14 protein-coding genes are annotated in these 19,184 nt (G+C 59.3%); 7 read left to right on the top strand and 7 right to left on the bottom strand.

Going from position 1 to position 19,184, the window contains the following annotated elements; translation table 11 throughout:
* Positions 1-24 precede the first annotated feature (24 nt).
* Together AC6I79_RS11500 and treA are read right to left on the bottom strand one after the other, a co-directional pair.
* The gene (locus AC6I79_RS11500; RefSeq protein ID WP_260641334.1) at positions 25-2,121 is read right to left on the bottom strand and encodes a TonB-dependent siderophore receptor; all 2,097 of its coding nucleotides are present in this window, start codon (positions 2,119-2,121) and stop codon (positions 25-27) included.
* A gap of 245 nt (positions 2,122-2,366) precedes the next feature.
* Positions 2,367-4,043: an alpha,alpha-trehalase TreA gene (gene treA / locus AC6I79_RS11495; protein ID WP_166709976.1), complete on the bottom strand. Its 1,677-nt coding sequence runs from the start codon at positions 4,041-4,043 to the stop codon at positions 2,367-2,369.
* A gap of 206 nt (positions 4,044-4,249) precedes the next feature.
* Here treA and ghrA point away from each other — a divergent pair, with 206 nt between their 5' ends.
* Genes ghrA through AC6I79_RS11480 form a run of 3 tightly spaced genes read left to right on the top strand, consistent with a single transcriptional unit; the run spans position 4,250 to position 6,530 of the window.
* Positions 4,250-5,188, top strand: coding sequence for a glyoxylate/hydroxypyruvate reductase GhrA (gene ghrA / locus AC6I79_RS11490; RefSeq protein WP_498027296.1), 939 nt, complete (start codon positions 4,250-4,252; stop codon positions 5,186-5,188).
* Between the two features lie 19 nt (positions 5,189-5,207).
* Positions 5,208-5,945 (top strand): phosphatase, encoded by a 738-nt coding sequence (locus AC6I79_RS11485; RefSeq protein ID WP_021506351.1) that lies wholly within the window; start codon positions 5,208-5,210, stop codon positions 5,943-5,945.
* A gap of 27 nt (positions 5,946-5,972) precedes the next feature.
* The gene (locus tag AC6I79_RS11480) at positions 5,973-6,530 is read left to right on the top strand and encodes a TorD/DmsD family molecular chaperone (protein ID WP_498027295.1); all 558 of its coding nucleotides are present in this window, start codon (positions 5,973-5,975) and stop codon (positions 6,528-6,530) included.
* Between the two features lie 4 nt (positions 6,531-6,534).
* On the opposite strand, the gene AC6I79_RS11475 is transcribed toward AC6I79_RS11480, so the two are convergent.
* Together AC6I79_RS11475 and AC6I79_RS11470 are read right to left on the bottom strand one after the other, a co-directional pair.
* Entirely contained in the window at positions 6,535-7,896 is a 1,362-nt protein-coding gene (locus AC6I79_RS11475; RefSeq protein WP_498027294.1) for a CoA transferase, read from the bottom strand.
* Positions 7,897-7,942: 46 nt separating this feature from the next.
* Complete coding sequence (locus AC6I79_RS11470; RefSeq protein ID WP_125309416.1) at positions 7,943-8,827, bottom strand: DMT family transporter; 885 nt, start codon at positions 8,825-8,827, stop codon at positions 7,943-7,945.
* Between the two features lie 186 nt (positions 8,828-9,013).
* On the opposite strand from AC6I79_RS11470, the gene AC6I79_RS11465 reads away from it, so the two are divergent.
* Positions 9,014-9,727, top strand: coding sequence for a glutamine amidotransferase (locus tag AC6I79_RS11465; RefSeq protein ID WP_058769654.1), 714 nt, complete (start codon positions 9,014-9,016; stop codon positions 9,725-9,727).
* Here the strand turns inward: AC6I79_RS11465 and AC6I79_RS11460 are convergent.
* Positions 9,715-10,278 carry a class I SAM-dependent methyltransferase gene (locus AC6I79_RS11460; RefSeq protein ID WP_058776501.1) on the bottom strand — a complete coding sequence of 188 codons (564 nt, stop codon included), beginning with the start codon at positions 10,276-10,278 and terminating at the stop codon, positions 9,715-9,717. The genes AC6I79_RS11465 and AC6I79_RS11460 overlap by 13 nt on opposite strands.
* A gap of 272 nt (positions 10,279-10,550) precedes the next feature.
* On the opposite strand from AC6I79_RS11460, the gene exaC reads away from it, so the two are divergent.
* Together exaC and AC6I79_RS11450 are read left to right on the top strand one after the other, a co-directional pair.
* Positions 10,551-12,071 carry an acetaldehyde dehydrogenase ExaC gene (gene exaC / locus AC6I79_RS11455; protein WP_278707953.1) on the top strand — a complete coding sequence of 507 codons (1,521 nt, stop codon included), beginning with the start codon at positions 10,551-10,553 and terminating at the stop codon, positions 12,069-12,071.
* Positions 12,072-12,238: 167 nt separating this feature from the next.
* Positions 12,239-12,403: a hypothetical protein gene (locus AC6I79_RS11450; RefSeq protein WP_021506344.1), complete on the top strand. Its 165-nt coding sequence runs from the start codon at positions 12,239-12,241 to the stop codon at positions 12,401-12,403.
* A 71-nt stretch (positions 12,404-12,474) separates the two neighbouring features.
* Here AC6I79_RS11450 and fumA read toward each other — a convergent pair whose 3' ends face one another.
* Both fumA and AC6I79_RS11440 read right to left on the bottom strand, forming a co-directional pair.
* Positions 12,475-14,118 carry a class I fumarate hydratase FumA gene (fumA, locus tag AC6I79_RS11445; protein ID WP_058769655.1) on the bottom strand — a complete coding sequence of 548 codons (1,644 nt, stop codon included), beginning with the start codon at positions 14,116-14,118 and terminating at the stop codon, positions 12,475-12,477.
* A 164-nt stretch (positions 14,119-14,282) separates the two neighbouring features.
* Positions 14,283-15,794, bottom strand: coding sequence for an anion permease (locus AC6I79_RS11440; protein WP_058769656.1), 1,512 nt, complete (start codon positions 15,792-15,794; stop codon positions 14,283-14,285).
* Positions 15,795-16,398: 604 nt separating this feature from the next.
* On the opposite strand from AC6I79_RS11440, the gene AC6I79_RS11435 reads away from it, so the two are divergent.
* On the top strand, positions 16,399-19,179 hold the full coding sequence (locus AC6I79_RS11435; protein ID WP_498027293.1) for a flavocytochrome c: 2,781 nt from the start codon (positions 16,399-16,401) through the stop codon (positions 19,177-19,179).
* The last annotated feature ends 5 nt before the right edge of the window (positions 19,180-19,184 follow it).

Raw genomic sequence — 19,184 nt, 5'->3', positions numbered from 1 at the left:
GGGGCTGCGGATTTTTTTATGTCGTCAGAAATCGTAGCCGATTGTGGCGGTCAGCGTCCGCTCCGCGCCGCGATAGCAGTAACCGGTGCCGTAGCAGGCTGCCAGATACTTTTTATCCGTCAGATTGCGGGCATTCAGCTGCAGCCAGGCACCTTTCAGATTCGACTGCCACGCGCCCAGATCGGCGCGCAGTGAGGCGTCAAACAGGGTCACCGACGGCAAACGGGTGGTGTTTTCGTTATCGGCCCACTGGCGGCCAATGTAGCGTACCCCGGCACCCGCGCTCAGGCCGTAATCAAACTGATAATGCCCCCACAGCGACGCCATGCTATTTGGCGTGACGTACGGCGTATGGCCATCGTTGCCGTCCACGGAATCCTTAAAGCGCAGATGGTTGAGCGTATAACCGGCAATGGTGCTGAACCGTTCTGTCAGCTGGCTGCGCGCCTCCAGTTCAATACCCTGTGCATGCACTTTACCGGACGGGGTGTAGGTGCCGTCCTGCACGTTACGGTTGGCCACATCGTTCTGCGTCAGATCGTACAGGGCTACGCTGTAGAGATCGCGCGTGCCGTTCGGCTGGTATTTCACTCCGGCTTCATACTGTTCTGAGGTGGTCGGTTTCAGCTGATTCCCGTCGGGATCGGTCAGCGAAGCCGGGGTAATCGCCTGGCTCCAGCTGACGTACGGCGACACGCCATTATCAAAAGCGTACAGCAGCGCGGCGCGGCCGCTGACGTGATCGTCCTGACGACGACTATTGCCATTCTCTGACACGATACGGTCATAGCGACCAGACAAATCCAGATGCCAGCGCTGCCACGCCATCTCATCCTGCAGATAGAGGCCGCTCTGATAGTAGCGGCGCGTCTGCGCTGTCCAGAGGTAATCCGGCTGGCTGCCGATGGCCTCGCCGCTCCAGGCATTCAGCGGTGAGGCAGCGCCGCTGGCGTCGCTCAGATCATTTTTGTAGCGGTGATACTCCGCGCCAAGCGTGACGCGATGCTGCAGCGCACCGCTGGCAAACTCCGCCTGCAGCTGGTTATCGGTCGCCCACGCGCTGAGCGAAGAGCGCTCACCGGAGTAGTAGCGATTGAGCAGGTCCGGATTGTCGCTGTTCCAGCCAATCTGGTACACCTGGTCGAGCGCCACGCTGGAATGGCTGTAGCTGCCGGTGCTGTGCACCGACCATACTTCATCGAAACGGTGCGAGAAGTCGTAGCCGTAAATCTGCTCATGACGTTTGAACTGATCCAGCGCGCTGTCGCCCTCATAAAAACCGTCGCTCAGCCAGCGGCCATTGTGGCTGTAAAGCGTGCCTTCCGCCGGCACCGAGCCGTGATAGCCGCCTGAGGGATCTTTTTGCAGATAAGCACGCAGCAGCAGGCTGGTGTCTTCATCCGGCTGCCACAGCAGCTGGGGTGACAGCGCGTATTTCTCTTCGCGCGTGTGGTCGTACTGGGTATCGCTGTTGCGAGTGATGCCGGTCAGGCGGTACGCCCATTGATCGTTAATCGCGTCGGTGTAATCAAAGGCGGCGCTGTTACTGGCATTGCTGCCGGTGGCGAAGCGTAAATGGCCCTGTGAAGCAAACTGCGGCCGCTTCGTGACCATGTTCACCAGCCCGCCCGGCACCGTCTGGCCATAAAGGGCAGAAGAGGGGCCTTTAATTACGTCAATGCGGTCAAGGAACCAGTTATCCACCTGCAGGATGTTGAAGCTGCCGCCGTCGCTCATCACGCGCAGACCGTCAAGGAAGGTGTTGTCGACGTCACCGCCGTGGAAACCGCGCAGCGAAATGGTGTCGTAACGCGTGGCCGCGCCACCAAAGTTGGTGAAAACCCCCGGGGTATAGCCCAGCGCCTGGTTCAGATCCTGCGCGCCCTGATCGTCAATCTGCTGACGCGTCACCACGGAAATGGACTGCGGCGTGGTGAGGAGTGGACGATCGCTTTTCGTGGCGCCGCTGCGGGTGGCGAGATAGTCCGCCGTGGGCGAGGTGGCGCTCTCCTGCGGCTGTGCGGTGACCACCAGAGAGGGTTCGGCTACGCCGAGTGCCGGAAACGCCAGCGCCAGCGCGCACAGCAGCCGGCCACGGTTGAGGGGGAACAGCGCGGTCATAATGATTCCTTTGGCTGAGAACAAAAGCCGCACCACACCAGCGCGGCGGTTAACGATGAGAAAAAGAGTCATTTTAAGATTGAGAATTATTATCTTTTAGTAAGGGGTGTTTCAAGATGTAAAAGATAAGTAATGGAAAAGTGTGATGCGCAGGGGGGATGCCGCAGCACCGGGCGTGGTCATCACCTGGCTGTGGCATCGGGCCTGAGAAGCAGGTGCGCACGGCGGCGCACCTGAAGTCAGGGTTATTTCGCCGCGTTTAGCGTCGGCATTGAGGGGATGTCGCGTGTGCTATTACAGGTTTTATCTTTCGGACAATACTTATCCAGCAGCTTCAGCGTTACGCCGTTGGTCCAGCCAAAACCGTCCTGCAGCGGATACTCGCCGCCACCACCACCGCCCAGCTGGGCACCGTCGACCACATACTTCTCGACCAGCTTGTGCTCGCGATCGTAAGTCTGCTGCACATTTTGCAGGAAGCGCTGACCGATCTGCTGTGCCAGCTGGTTCTGCTTGTAGTGCTCCAGACCTTCGACCGCTACCCACTGCAGCGGGGCCCAGCCGTTAGGCGCATCCCACTGCTGGCCGTTGTTTACCGTCGTGGTGACCAGCCCGCCCGGTTTCAGCAGCTGTTTTTCCACTGCGGCGGCGGTGCGTTCCGCCTGCTTGTCGCCCGCCAGCTGCATATACAGCGGGAACAGCGTGGCGGCGGTGAGCTGGTTGTGCACCTGCTTTTTCTGGAAATCGTAGTCGGCATACCAGCCCTGTTTGTCATCCCACAGGTAACGATTGATCGCCGCCTGGCGCTTCTCTGCATCCGCCGCAAACTGCTGCGCTTTATCATTCTGTTTTGCCAGCTTCGCGGCTTTCGCCAGCGTCTGCTCCAGGTGGAACAGCAGGCTGTTGAGGTCCACCGGGGCCAGCTGGGTGGTGCGAATCGAGGCCAGATTGTGCGCATCGGTGAACCAGCGTGAGCTGAAGTCCCAGCCCGAGGCGGCGCCCGCGCGCAGATCGCGATACACCTGCTGTTTATTGCGCTCAGGCGCTTTTTTCGCGGTGTTGACATCGTCCAGCCAGGATTCGGTGCGCGGCACGTCACGGTCATCCCAGTAGCGATTGAGCAGGGTGCCGTCGCTGAGCTTCACCACGCGCTTGCTCGCCTGGCCGGCAGCCACCTTGTCGCTGTCCGCCATCCAGTAGTCATACTCTTTTTGCAGCTGTGGCAGATACTGGCGGTAGACATCATCTCCCTTGTGGCTGGCCAGCAAATCCACCATCAGGCTGAAGAACGGCGGCTGCGAGCGGCTGAGATAGTAGCTGCGGTTGCCGTTGGGGATGTGGCCGTACTTGTCCAGCTCGCTGGCGAAGTTGTCCACCATATCCTGCACCCGATCCCAGTGGCCGCTCTCTGCCAGCCCGAGCATGGTGAAGTAGCTGTCCCAGTAATAGACTTCGCGGAAACGTCCGCCTGGCACCACGTACGGTTTCGGCAGTGGCAGCAGCGAATCGTACTGGCTGGCCGTTGGCGTGCTGCGCGTCAGCACCGGCCACAGGCCATTGATGTGCGCGCGCAGGCTCTGGCCGGCGGGCGGCACGTATTTATCCTGCGCTTTGGGCAGGGTGAAGTTGGTGTCCACGAAGCGCCTGAGATCGAAATTACGCTGATTTTTCTGCATCTGCCAGTCGGCGAGAATCGACGCCGGGTCATATTTGGGGACCGCATCGGCAAAGGTTTTCTGGTCCGGATAAAATCTGGCCTGCTGCACAGCACTGAATAGTGGGCCGAGTCGCACATCTGGCGGCTGCGGCTGGGCGCTGAGCATGCGGCTGTTATCCTCAGCGTGCACAGCAGACGCGCTCAGCAGCGCCGCGCTGAGCAACAGGGTAAGACGCGCAGGCGTAAACACTACATTTTTTATCATCGGTTTTTCTCCTTGTCCGAAAAGGTGGTGCGCTAACGCATTGACCACCCGAACAACTTTAGACGTTAACGCGCCGCTTAGCCTTTTGCAGCGGCGGAAATGTGAAGCCTTCGCGATTAATCGCCGGAAAATTGCGGTGCCGCGCGGGTTTTTACTTGCCCTGCGCCGCTATTTGACTGAGGCTGAAAGAAAAAAAGGAGAGCAGTATGGAGATCATCTGGTATCACCCGTCACTGAATCCGCAGCCGTGGCTGGACGGCATGCGCCAGCGCCTGCCGGCGGTGCGCATCCGCCAGTGGCAGCCGGGCGACAGTGCGCCCGCCGACTACGCCATTGTGCGATCGCCGCCGGTGGAGATGCTGGCGGGACGGGCGCTGCGTGGCGTATTCGCCATGGGGGCCGGCGTAGACGAAATTTTGCGGCAGCTGCGCACGCACCCTGAGATGCTGGCTGATGCGGTGCCGCTCTACCGGCTGGAAGACACCGGCATGGCACGCCAGATGCAGGAGTATGCGAACTGGTGCGTGCTGGGCTGGTTCCGCCGCTTCGCCGACTATCACCAGCAGCAGCGACAGGCGCTATGGCAGCCGCTGCCGGACCGCGAACGTGCTACTTTTACCATTGGCGTGCTGGGGGCAGGCGTGCTTGGCCGCAGCGTGCTGGAGAGCCTGCGCCAGTGGGGCTTTCCGCTGCGCTGCTGGAGCCGCTCGCCGAAGCAGATTGCCGGTGTCACCACCTTTCACGGCCGCGACCAGCTGGCGGATTTTCTCACTGACAGTCAGGTATTAATTGATTTGCTGCCCGCCACGCCGGAAACCAGCAACCTGATCGATAGCGCGTTTCTTAGCGCGCTACCGCGCGGTGCCTGTTTCCTCAATCTCGCGCGCGGTGCGCACGTGGTGGAGGCCGATCTGCTGGCGGCGCTGGAGAGCGGTCAGCTGGCCGCCGCCGCGCTGGACGTATTCCAGGTGGAACCGCTGCCGGCCGCGAGTCCGCTGTGGTCTCATCCGTGTGTCATGATTACCCCGCATAATGCCGCCACCACCTTGCCGCATGAGGCGATGGACTATATCGCCGGTGCCATCACGGCACTGGAGCAGGGCCAACAGCCGCGCGGTCTGGTCGATCGCCAGCGTGGCTATTAATTCAGCAGAGGAGAAGAGGATGTATCCCGTCGATTTACATATGCACACCGTGGCCAGCACCCATGCGTACAGCACGCTGCACGATTACGTCGCTCAGGCGAAACAGAACGGCCTGAAGCTGTTCGCCATTACCGATCACGGTCCGGACATGGCCGATGCGCCGCACTACTGGCATTTTGTGAATATGCGCATCTGGCCGCGCGTGATTGATGGCGTCGGCGTGCTGCGCGGCATTGAAGCCAACATCAAAAATCAGCAGGGTGAGATTGATTGCAGCGGGCCGATGCTGGATGCGCTGGACTTGATCGTCGCCGGCTTCCATGAACCGGTCTACGCGCCGCGCGACAAGGCTCACCACACCGAAGCGATGATCGCCACCATGGCCAGCGGACTGGTGCACATCATCAGTCATCCGGGCAACCCAAAATTCCCGGTGGATATTCGCGCCATCGCGGAAGCCGCCGCGCACTACGATGTGGCGCTGGAGATCAACAACTCGTCCTTCACCCATTCGCGTCCGGGCAGTGAACCTAACTGCCGCGCGATTGCGGAAGCGGTGCGTGACGCCGGTGGCCGGCTGGCGTTTGGCTCCGATTCGCACACCGCCTTTACCCTCGGCGATTTCGAACACTGCCTGCGTATTACGCGCGAAGTGGATTTTCCGCAGGATCGCGTGTTAAATGTCACGCCGCGTCGCCTGCTCGACTTTCTCGAACAGCGCACCGGCAAACACATTGCGGAATTTGCCGACTTTTAACTTTTTTGCCTCAAGGAATTCTGTTGCATGAATGAGTTTTCCATTCTCTGCCGCGTCATCGGCTCGCTGTTTAATCGCCAGCCGCAGGACCCGCTGCTGGTGCCGCTGTTCACCCTGCTGCGTGAAGGCAAACTGAAAGAACAGTGGCCGCTGGAGCAGGATGAACTGCTGACCCGGCTGCAGCAGAATAGCGATCCGCAGGCGCTGGCGGCGGATTACAACGCGCTGTTCGTCGGCAGCGACTGCAGCGTACCGCCGTACGCCTCACTGTGGCCGAACGGACCGCAGGAAGCCGAGGTGCGGGCGTTTTTAACCTCACGCGGTATGCCACTGAGCGAGTCGCCGGCCGATCACTTTGGCGTGCTGCTGCTGGCGGCCTCCTGGCTGGAAGATCAGTCTGCGGAAGATGAGGCGGCGGCCCAGCTGGCGCTGTTCGATGACTACCTGCTGCCGTGGTGCGGCGCCTTCCTCGGTAAAGTGGAAGCCCACGCCACCACCGCGTTTTATCGCACGCTGGCGGCGCTGAGCCGTGAGGCGATTCAGGCGATGTATGACGAACTGCGTGAAGAGGGCGACGACGCCTGAGTCGTCACCAGCAGGGATGGCTGCTGCCGGGCAGCTGCGCCGGTGCCGCGCACAGCATCGGCGTACCGGGCAGATAAGCCGCGGCGCGCAGGCGCTCGCCAATCCCCCAGCGATTGATCTCCAGCGCGCTCAGCGCATCGTGCGGCTGCGGCGTAATGCCGCGCTGTTCGCCTTGTGGCGCTGCGCCGTGCTGCTGAAGCAGCAGCGCGGTACGCGCCAGCGACAAACGCGCCTGCCAGCCGGTGCCGTTAATTCGGCGCTGGCGTAATCCTTCCAGCACCGCGGCCGCCATCATATAGCCGGTGGCGTGATCCAGCGCCTGCACCGGCAGCGGCGTCGGTTTAACGCCTGCCTGCCAGCGCATACCCTGTTCGGCGATGCCGCAGGCCATCTGCACCAGGCTGTCAAAACCGCGCCGGTTGCGCCACGGCCCGTGCCAGCCCCAGGCGTTGAGGCTGACATCCACCAGCCCCGGCGCCAGCCGCTGACGGCTCTCCGCATCCAGCCCCAGCTTTTCCAGTGCGTCCGCGCGGTAGCCGTGCACCAGCACATCCGCATGCTGTAGCAGCGTAATCAGCCGATCGCGCCCGGCGCGGGTTTTGATATCCAGCTGCGCGCAGCGTTTGCCGCAGTTGATCTCCTCTTCCAGCGTCGGTTCACGCCAGCCGGGCGGATCGATACGCAGCACCTGCGCGCCAAGGCTGGCCAGAAAGCGGGTCGCTACCGGTCCGGCAATGATGCGCGTCAGATCCAGCACCCGCACGCCCAGCAGCGGTCGCGCCGGCAGCAGCGCCCAGCCCGGCGTGGGCGCTTCGCCGGTTGCCCGTTGGGCAATCAGCGCTTCTTCGCTTACCGCCAGCCCCTGCGCGTGCTGCTGCCACTGCTGTGCGCTGCGCATCCAGGCGGCACAGCCGCCGGCGTCGACCACGGCCTGCTCCAGCGCGTGTCCCTGCCAGCGTGCCACCCCCGCCGCCAGCGATGACCGATCGGCGTGCTCGCCCAGCACGCGTGCCATGGCGGCGCGATGATGCGGTGCGTTGGTGTGCAGGCGGATCCAGCCATCCTCGCACGGATAGTCACCGGCCAGCGCGTCCCACTGGGCGGCTGGCGGACGGTTTAACGGCGTCAGGCTGTGCTGAAACCAGCGCGAGGCCAGCCGGACGTTGACGCTGACCGGGGCCGGACGCTCCAGCAGATCGCTCAGCGCCTGGCTGGCGAGGCCGATACTGGTGGCGGCGAGTTCGCTAACGGCAAAAGCCGAGGGGAAGCTGTCGGTCTGAAGAAAGTGGATCGTCGGCGCGTGTTCCGCACCCCGCAATCCCTGCCACAGTTGCTGCCACAATGCGGCAGCGCGTTGAGAATCCATGCTAAACCTCCGGAAAACACGCGAGCTTCAAGCATAGCAGAGTGGATCAGCGGCGGCGCAGGCGCGGAAAGCGGGCATGCATGCGCAGGTTACGCAGGTTAATCACCGCAATCGCCGTCCCCAGCACCACCAGCGACGCACCCAGAATTTTGAAGCTGTTCATGCTGTCGCCCAGCACCAGCACGCCCATCAGTACCGCCAGCACCGGCGTCAGCAGCGAGTAGGGCATGATCAGGTTGACGTTATATTTTTTCAGCAGCGCGTACCACAGCGTGTAGGCGACAATCGATGAGGCGAGGGCGCTGTACAGGATGCCAAACCAGCCGCGCCAGCCGGCGTGGCTCAGCGCGGTAAACTGCTGCGATTCGGTCAGCCACGAGGCCGCGCCGACAATCGGCACCGCAAGGAAAGAGATCCAGCCGGTGAGCGTCAGCGGTTTAATCGGCGGTGACTTTTTCACAATCATGTTGCTCACCGCCCAGCCAGTGGCGCTGCACAGCAGAATACACAGCACCCACCACGCCGGAATTGTCGGGCTGCCGGAGAGCACCACCACCCCGGCCAGCGAGATGGCGATACCGCACAGCTGCACCAGCCGCAGTTTCTCCTTCAGCACCACCATCGCCAGCAGCATGGCAATCGGTGTGCCCAGCTGGACCACAATGGCGCCGGTGCCGGCATCGGTATAGCGCATGCCGACAAACAGCAGCGAAAAGTGCATGAAGCCAAAAGTAAACGCCAGCGTCAGCAGCCACGGCAGCTGGGCGCGCGTGATGCGGCAAAACGGCACCAGCACGATAGCCACCACCACAAAGCGCATCCAGGTGAGAAACAGCGGCGGAAGCTCCAGCAATCCCCACTTCACCGCCACGTTATTGAAGGCCCAGATGCAAACTACCATCAGAACCAGAAAAAAATGCCGCACCGCCACGCTGCTGTCCTTTGTTTTATCGATGTTGTCACCGTCTAATGATGGCACGAAGGCGATCGGTTAGCGCACGCGGGCGACGCTTTTTTTCGTAATGGCATTAGCTTATGCCGAAAAATCCAGGACAGGGGGCAAATTTACTGTCAGAGTGGATGTCCGAAACACGATCATTTGAGGACCGTATTCGGCATGACACAGATCCGCACCTTACCCCTTGCTCTGATTCAACTCGAAACGCCGCCGCCGCAGGTGGTGGCAAAAATTGGTGAACAACCACAGTGGTTTATTGCAGCCCTGGCGCTACAGCCGGATGATTATGTCATTGTGCGGCCGCATCTCGGGGAAGAGTTGCCGGCTTTCTCTGGCATCAGCGGCGCGATTTTCAGCGGTTCGTGGGCGATGGTGACCGATCACGCCGACTGGAGCGAGCGCACCGCCGCCTGGATTCGTGCAGCCATCGACGCGCAACTGCCGCTGCTCGGCGTTTGCTATGGCCATCAGCTGATGGCCTATGCGCTGGGCGGTAAAGTGGGCGATAACCCGAACGGCTGGGAGCGCGGGCTGAAAACCCTGACGCGCACCCCGCACCGCGATCCGTGGCTGGCACAGTTGCCGGAGGCCTTCCCGGCGTGGTTGTCGCACCGCCAGTCGGTGCTGGTACCGCCGCCGCAGGCACAGGTGCTGGCGCGTTCAGCGCTGGATGGTTGTCAGATCCTGCGCTATTCGCCGCAGGCGCTGTCGGTGCAGTTCCATCCGGAGTTCGACCATAACATCATGACCGCCTGTCTGCCTTCCGGCGTCAGCGATGATGGCGCGCAGCTGTCAGGCGAAGACTGGGCGCGCGAGCTGCTGCAGCGTTTCTGGCAGCAAACGCGCCCGCAGGCGCAGGCTCAGGGCGCGTAATGCCGCGTGCAGCGATAAACCCAGGCGGGTGGCATATTTTTCAGCACCCGCTGGCGTTGCCAGGTGAAGTAGCGTGACAGGCTGGGCTGCGTCAGCGAGGTGTATTGAAACTGGATAAAGACGCCACGCGGCCCCAGTCCTTCATGCACCGCGCTAAGAATGGCGTCGCGCGTTGCGGGCGGCAGTGACAGCAGCGGCAGGCCGGAAAAAATCACGTCGTACTCGCCGGACAAATACTCTGCGGAGCAGGCGCGCACCTGCATGCGCGCATCGTTCCAGCGGCGTAACCCTTTTACCAGCTCGGGACTGATTTCAAACACATCCAGCTGCGCCTGCGGTGCCATATGTGCCAGCAGATGGCGGGTCAGCACGCCGTCGCCGGCGCCCAGCTCGGCAATGCGCAGGCTGTGCTCCCAGTTGACCGTTTCACACATGGCGCGACACAGGGCGGCTGAAGAGGGCGTGATGCTGCCCATTTTGCGCGGATTGCGGATAAATTGCTGAACGAAGTTCGCTTTGGCGCGCATTACCATCAGGGCTGAAGCCAGCATCTTGTTCTCCTGTTCACGGGTCTGCTTCATATTGACCGCACAATTCGCACATGTTCCGCTTTTCATCACGCTTATGGCCAAACTCGGAATTATCTGTCTGCGACAGGCGCAGGTTATGGCGTGACGGCAGGGCAGTTTCTTAATGCCCTCTTTTCCTTCGATGCGGTCACAGTTTCCCGCTGAGCGATCTGACAGGCTGGCATTGTTCGCTCAATGTTAATAACAAGTTTAAATGTTGTTAATCGCCACTCTGTCCCGCAAGGAGAAACACCATGCGTTACGCTGCTCCGGGAGAAACCGGTTCTCTCATCCACCTGCAATCGCGTTATGGCAACTTCATCAACGGCGAATTTGTTCCGCCGGTAAACGGTAACTATTTTGTTAACACCACGCCGATCAACGGCTCGACCATCGGCGAATTCCCGCGCTCGGATAAACAGGATATCGACAACGCCATCGCCGCCGCACAGGCCGCTGCGGACGCATGGGGCAAAACCTCGCCGCAGGCGCGTTCGCTGCTGCTGCTGAAAATTGCCGACCGGCTGGAAGCCAATCTGGAAGCCATCGCGGTCAATGAAACCTGGGATAACGGTAAGCCGGTGCGTGAAACCCTGGCGGCTGATTTGCCGCTGGCGGTTGACCACTTCCGCTACTTTGCCGGCTGCGTGCGCGCCCAGGAAGGCACCGCGGCAGAGATTGACGAGTTCACCGCTGCCTACCACTTTCACGAGCCGCTTGGGGTTGTCGGACAAATTATCCCGTGGAACTTCCCGCTGCTGATGGCGGCGTGGAAACTGGCGCCGGCGCTCGGTGCCGGTAACTGCGTGGTGCTGAAGCCCGCCGAACAGACGCCGCTCTCCATTACCCTGTTGATGGAGCTGATTAAAGACCTGGTGCCGCCGGGCGTGATTAACGTGGTGCACGGCTACGGCAAAGAGGCCGGCGAGGCGCTGGCTTCGCATCCGGGTATCGCCAAAATCGCCTTTACCGGATCGACCGCCACTGGCGGCCACATTCTTGAGCTGGCGGCAAAAAGCCTGATCCCGTCCACCGTCGAGCTGGGCGGCAAGTCTCCCAACATTTTCTTCGAAGACATCATGCAGGCGGAGGAGAGCTTCATCGAAAAAGCGGCCGAAGGCGTGGTGCTGGGCTTCCTTAATCAGGGCGAAGTCTGTACCTGTCCGTCACGCGCGCTGGTGCAGGAGTCGATTTTTGAGCCGTTTATGGCGGCGGTGATGAAGCGCATCCAGACCATTAAGCGTGGCGATCCGCTCGACACTGAGACCATGATCGGCGCGCAGGCGTCGCAGCAGCAGTTCGACAAAATTCTCTCTTACCTGGAGATTGCGCAGCAGGAGGGCGCGCAGGTGCTGCACGGCGGCGGGGTGGAGAAAATCGGTGAGGCGTTTGCCAGCGGTTATTACATTCAGCCGACGCTGCTGAAAGGCGATAACAGCATGCGCGTCTTCCAGGAGGAGATTTTCGGACCGGTGGTCGGCGTGCTGACCTTCAAAGACGAAGCAGAAGCGGTTGCCATCGCCAACGATTCGATTTACGGCCTCGGTGCGGGCGTGTGGACGCGCGATATCAACCGTGCTTACCGCGTAGGTCGCGCGATCAAAGCCGGTCGCGTCTGGACCAACTGCTATCACCTCTATCCGGCGCACGCCGCGTTCGGCGGCTATAAAAAATCCGGTATTGGCCGTGAAACCCACAAAATGATGCTCGATCACTATCAGCAGACCAAAAATTTGCTGGTCAGCTACAGTACGCAGCCTCTCGGCTTTTTCTGATTTAACCGGCAGCGGTGCGCGCCGCTGCCGCCTTCATGGCAACGTCACACAGCCCTGTCACAGTGCTGACAGAAAAAACAGATTATTCCCCCTGTTATTAAGACGCGTCTTGTCGATATTAAGAGGCGTGAGTTTATACAGTAACGCACCGTTTTTAAGGAGAGAAGATGAACACCCTGTACCACTTTCAGGAGCAGCACGACGAAGTGCTGGATGCGGTCGAAGAGAATATCATTACCGTAAATCTGCCGGGCCGCCAGGCAATCTACGTGATTGGCCAGAACGACGACGATGCCGATCTGTTGCTGGACGTGCAGCTGCGCGGTGTGTGAGCGCAGCAGGGGCTGGCAGACAAAAAAAATCCGCAGCTTTTACGCCGCGGATTTTTTTATTGCAGGCCGGCTTATTTCACGCAGGCAGCACACTGGTTGTGGATCTGCTGGAAGAAGTCGTTGCCTTTGTCATCCACCAGGATGAACGCCGGGAAGTTCTCCACTTCAATTTTCCAGATCGCTTCCATGCCCAGTTCGGCATACTCCACGCACTCCAGACTCTTAATGCTCTGCTGCGCCAGCACCGCCGCCGGGCCGCCAATACTGCCCAGATAGAAGCCGCCGTGTTTATGGCAGGCATCCGTGACCTGCTGGCTGCGGTTACCTTTGGCCAGCATCACCATGCTGCCGCCGTTAGCCTGCAGCAGATCGACGTAGGAGTCCATGCGGCCGGCGGTGGTCGGACCGAGTGAACCGGACGCGTAACCTTCCGGCGTTTTCGCCGGGCCCGCATAGTACACCGGGTGATCTTTGATGTACTGCGGCAGACCTTCGCCGTTGTCGATGCGCTCTTTCAGTTTGGCGTGCGCAATATCACGCGCCACGATGATGGTGCCGTTCAGCGACAGACGCGTCGCCACCGGGTAAGCGGAGAGCTGGGCAAGGATCTCGCTCATCGGGCGATTGAGATCGACGCTGACCACTTCGCCTTCGCCCTGCTGACGCAGCGCTTCCGGGATATAGCGGCCTGGGTTGTCTTCCAGCTTCTCGATCCAGATGCCTTCGCGGTTAATTTTGGCTTTGATGTTGCGGTCAGCCGAGCAGGAAACGCCCATGCCCACCGGGCAGGATGCGCCGTGACGCGGCAGACGCACCACGCGGATATCGTGAGCAAAATATTTACCGCCAAACTGCGCGCCGAGGCCGAGTTTCTGCGAGGCTTCCAGCAGTTCCTGTTCCAGCTGCACGTCACGAAACGCCTGACCGTGTTCGTTGCCTTCGGTCGGCAGCGAATCGTAATAGTGGGTTGACGCCAGCTTGACGGTTTTCAGCGTGCTCTCAGCGGAAGTGCCGCCGATGACAAACGCAATGTGGTACGGCGGACAGGCCGCCGTGCCGAGCGACATCATTTTATCGATCAGGTAGTTTTTCAGCTTCGCTGGTGTGATCAGCGCTTTGGTTTCCTGATACAGATAAGTTTTGTTAGCAGAACCGCCACCTTTGGCGATGCACAGGAATTTGTATTCGTCGCCGTCAACGCTGTAGAGATCGATCTGCGCCGGCAGGTTGGTGCCGGTGTTGACCTCTTTGTACATATCGAGCGGCGCGTTCTGCGAGTAGCGCAGGTTATCTTCGATAAAGGTGTTGTAAACGCCCTGAGACAGCGCGGCTTCATCGCCGCCGCCGGTCCAGACGCGCTGGCCTTTTTTACCCATGATGATGGCGGTGCCGGTGTCCTGGCAGGTCGGCAGCACGCCCTTGGCGGCGATTTCTGAGTTACGCAGGAACTGCAGCGCCACGTATTTGTCGTTCTGGCTGGCTTCATCGTCCGCCAGAATCGACGCCACCTGCTGCTGATGTGACGCGCGCAGCATGAAAGAGGCATCGTGGAACGCCTGCTGCGCCAGCAGCGTCAGCGCTTTCGGGTCGACTTTCAGGACTTCTTCACCGTCAAAGTTGGCCACCGAAACATGGTCGCGGCTCAGCAGATAGTACTCGGTATCATCTTTGGCGAGAGGAAAGGGATTCTGGTAGTAGAAGGGTTTGTTCGACATGTTGGCTCACTTAGCTTCGTGTTGCCCGCCAGCATGACGGGCGACAAATTAGGCGATCTGTTATTCGATTTTCTCTCGCCAGTCCGCGGCAAGAGCTGACTGGCGAGTATCATACCACTTTAACGTTATTACGCGGCTGCGTTTTTAACATCAAAGCAACATCATCAGAACATCATCACCATCCACGGGTAGGCAATGACCATCAGCGCCACCAGGAACAGGGCACCAAAGATGGTACCGAGACGCCAGTAGTCTTTGGTTGGCAGGTAGCCGCTACCGTAGTAAATCGGGCTTGGGCCTGTGCCGTACGGGGTGATAATGCCCATCACACCCAGTGAGGTACACATCATCAGGCAGAACACCGGCATGTTGATGCCTGGAATCGACGCGGCGATGGTCAGCATGGCAGGCAGCAGGGCGGTGGTGTGCGCCGTGGTGCTGGCGAACAGATAGTGCAGCAGGTAGAAGGCGACCAGCAGTACCACCGCTGAAACCTGCGGGTCGTAGCCGTGCAGCAGCAGCGCCCCTTCTTTACCCAGCCAGGCGATGAAGCCCACGCGCGCCAGACCATCAGCCAGCGCGACCAGCGTGGCAAACCAGGCAAAGGTGTTCCAGGCGGCTTTATTGCTGGTGATGTCGTTCCAGTTCAGCACGCCGGTCCACAGCATCAGCACGATAACCAGCAGGGCGGCCATCGCCGGTTCAATCCACGCAGTGGCGAAGATCCACATCATCAGCGCAGCGACCACGAACACCAGCAGCAGAATTTCATTGCGCGACAGCGGACCCAGTTTCTCCAGCTCGGCTTTAGCCCAGCGTGGCACTTCGTCATTCACTTTCACTTCTGGTGGATAGAGCCAGTAAGCCAGCAGCGGCATGGTGAGAATCAGCAGGATCCCCAGCGGCAGGAAGGCGAGGAACCACATGCCCCACGAGATATCAAAGCCAACCACGCTTTTTACCAGCGCCAGCGCCAGCAGGTTAGGGGCCAGCGCGGAGAGGAACATTGAGCTGGTGATACAGGCGGCGGTGATAGCAACCCACATCAGGTAAGAACCAATTTTGCGTGCGCTTGGGTCGTTAGGTTTAGAACCGTACAGCGGCGGCAGGTTGGCAATGATGGGATAGATCGTCCCGCCGCTGCGCGCGGTGTTGGACGGCGTAAACGGTGCCAGCAGCAGGTCGGCAAAGGTGATGGCATAGCCGAGCGTCAGGCTGCGACGGCCGAGATATTTCACCAGAATCAGCGCCAGGCGGCGACCGAACTGGGTTTTATCGTAGCCAGCGGCAAACATGAAGGCGCCGAAAATCAGCCACACGGTGGAGTTGCCGAAGCCGCTCACCGCCCATTTAAACGCCTGTCCGGCCGTTTTGAACTTCGGATCGGCCAGTTCTGCCGGGCTGAACAGCACGTACTGGCTGAACAGCGCGATGATCACCACACCGGTCAGGCCGATGACCGCGCCCGGCAGCGGTTCGAAGATCAGGCCGACAATCACCCCGACGAAGATGGCGAAGAAGTGCCACGCGTACGGCTCCAGCCCGGCAGGGGTGGGCACCAGCAGCAACAGCACGGCAACCACGATCGGCAGGCACAACATGACTAGCCGGTTCTTTTTCCCCGGTGCGGCAGGTGGCGCCTTTAGGGGTTCACTCTGGGTTGTTTGTGTATTCATAGTTTTGGTCTGCAAGTTATGGGAATGCGATTGACGGCCCGGTCGGGTTGATTTTTTTAGTTACGAAACGCTTGTAGCAGATCAACCGGGACGTTTTAAAGTGTCTTTTACATGAATCTTCGTTATTGCAATTTTGCTTCGCGAATTATCAATTGAATGACGCTATGATGCGATTAATTAAAATATCTATTTTGATCTGGATCAATAAAATTATTAGCGGGTTTTTTGTTTTAACGTTTTGCGCCGTAATAAATGAACCAACAGGTGTAAAATATGTGTTAAAAGTGAACGGAACGGCAAAAATACCGCCATAATTGGGCGAAGGTCGCTTTTTATCTCTTTGATATTACGTCATTTGTTTTAAATGTAAGGAAAAAGTTGATTTTTGTCAAGTATTGGTTAAAACTTAGCGGAGCGCGGATTTCAGCAATGAGCAATAAAAGTATTTTCACGCGTAAAACTTATATAACTAACATTCTGGGTTATGTAACTAAATAAAATGGTATATTTATACCATGAAGTCGGACCACTTAAATTAATTATAAAGACCTCCGAACTGCCAAAGAATTGAATACACGATTTCTTAATTCTGGAGTTGCTCATCATGAATACGCTCACCCCGATTCTTAATCCGCTGACCTTACCGAAAGGGGCGGTGCTGAAAAACCGCCTGGTGATGGCCCCGATGACCACCTGTACCGGCTATTACGACGGCGGCGTGACCAGCGATCTCGTTGAGTATTATCGCGTGCGTGCCGGCAGCATCGGCACCGTGATCGTCGAGTGCGCCTTTATCGATAACCGCGGTCCGGCGTTCCCGGGCGCTATCGGCATCGACAGCGACAACAAAATTCCCGGCCTGGCCAGAATTGCGCACGCCATCAAGTCCCAGGGTTCCAAAGCCATTCTGCAGATTTACCACGGCGGCCGCATGGTTGAGCCGGCGCTGATCGGCGGGAAAACCCCGGTCGCGCCCAGCGCTATCGCCGCGCCGCGTGAAGGTGCCAGCACCCCGCAGGCGCTGACGGCGGAAGAAGTGGAGGTGATGATCACTAAGTTTGGTGATGCGGTGAACCGCGCCATCAAAGCCGGCTTCGACGGCGTGGAGATCCACGGCGCTAACACCTACCTGATTCAGCAGTTCTACTCGCCGAACTCTAACCAGCGCGACGACAAATGGGGCGGCAGCCGCGACAACCGCGCGCGCTTCCCGCTGGAAGTGCTGGAAATCACCCACAAAATGGCGGAGCGCTTCGCCGCAGCGGATTTCATCATCGGCTATCGCTTCTCGCCGGAAGAGCTGGAAGTGCCCGGTATCCGCTGGGACGACACGCTGTACCTGCTGGAAAAACTGGCGGCGCGCGGGCTGGATTACGTGCACTTCTCCGTCGGCCAGCTGCTGCGTCCGTCGATTGTCGACACCCAGGATCCGACGCCGTTAATCAGCAAATACATTGAACAGCGCTCGGCGACGCTGGCGAAAGTGCCGGTGATTGGCGTTGGCGGCGTGGTGAACAAAGAGGATGCCGAACTGGCGCTGGCCTCGGGCTTCGATCTGGTGGCGATTGGTAAAGCCTGTATTGCCTATCCAGACTGGGCCGATCGCATCATCAAAAATGAGCACATGGATCTGTACATCGACAGCACCAAACGCGAAGCGCTGAACATTCCGGAACCGCTGTGGCGCTTCTCGCTGGTGGATGCGATGATCCGTGACGTCAGCGATGGCCATCGTAAGTACAAAGCCGGCGTTTACCAGGCGAAAGTGGAAGCCGAAGCGCTGAAGCTGAAAATCAACGTAACGCTCGACACCGACCGTATTACCGACATTTCGCTGGTGCCGGATCCTAACCTCGACGTCGATTTCACCAGCACCTTTGAAAGCCTGCGTGAACGTATTCTGGTGGCGAACAGCCCGCACGTCGATGCCATTACCGGCGCTACCACGCAGAGTGAGGCGCTGAAGAAAGCGGTATCGCGCGCGCTCACCACCTCCAGCAAAGAGTATGTGATTGAAGAGGGCGGTAACCCGAATGCGCCGGTCAATTACGATGTGGTGGTGGTGGGTACCGGCGGGGCCGGTCTGGCGGCGGCGATTCAGGCGCACGATGACGGCGCGCGCGTGGTGATCATTGAGAAGATGCCCACCATTGGCGGTAACACCATCAAAGCGTCGGTGGGGATGAACGCGGCGGAAACCCGTTATCAGAAACTGAAAGGCATCGAAGACAGCAAAGAGCTGTTCTACGAGGAAACGCTGAAAGGCGGCAAATTCAAAAACAACCCGGTGCTGCTGCGTGAGTTCGTTGAGCGTGCGCCAGAAGCCATTGAGTGGCTGGCGGCGAAAGACATTGAGCTGAGCGATATCACCATCACCGGCGGCATGAGCATTGACCGTACGCACCGTCCGGAAGATCGCTCGGCGGTGGGCGGCTTCCTGATTAGCGGCCTGGTGAAAAATGTTAACCAGCGCAACATCGAAGTGCTGCTGGAAACCTCAGTGGCCGAGATCCTGTTTGAAAACGGTGCGGTGACCGGCGTGAAAGTGGTCGATGAGTACAACGACAGCCGCATCCTGAATGCGAAAAGCGTGATTGTGGCCACCGGTGGCTTCAGCGCCAACCGCGAGATGGTGGTGAAATACCGTCCGGAGCTGGATGGTTTCGTCACCACCAACCACAAAGGCGCCACCGGCAGCGGTATCGCCATGCTGCAGAAAATTGGCGCCGAGACTGTCGACATGGGCGAAATCCAGATTCACCCAACCGTTGAGCAGACCACCTCGTACCTGATTTCCGAAGCGATGCGCGGCGGCGGGGCGATTCTGGTCAGCCAGGCCGGTAAGCGTTTCTACAATGAAATGGAAACCCGTGACAAAGTTTCTGCCGAGATTATCGCGCTGCCGGAAAAAAGCGCGTGGATTGTGTTCGATGAGCAGGTACGTGCCAACAACAAAGCGGCGGACGAATACATCGCCAAAGGCTTTGTGATTAGCGCGCCAACGCCTCACGAGCTGGCGGTGAAACTCAACATGGATCAGGAAACGCTGCAAAGCACGCTGGGCCGTTACAATGAGTTTGTGCTTAACCAGAAAGACGAAGACTTTGGCCGTGCCACCGCGCTGCGTCATCCGCTCAATCAGGGTCCGTTCTTCGCGATTCGTATCGCACCGGGCGTGCACCACACCATGGGCGGCGTGACCATCAACACTGAGACTGCGGTGCTTGACGCGCAGAAACAGGTGATTCCTGGTGCCTGGGCGGCGGGTGAAGTGGTCGGCGGCATCCACGGTGCGAACCGCATCGGCGGTAACGCCGTCGCCGATATCATTATCTTTGGTATCAAAGCGGGTCGTAATGCCGCTAAACTGGCGTTAGGTAACTAAGCTAT

Source organism: gamma proteobacterium symbiont of Scutellera amethystina (assembly GCF_059730845.1).
The sequence above is the reverse complement of the archived record's forward strand: the minus strand, read 5'-3'. Positions and strand labels throughout refer to the sequence as shown.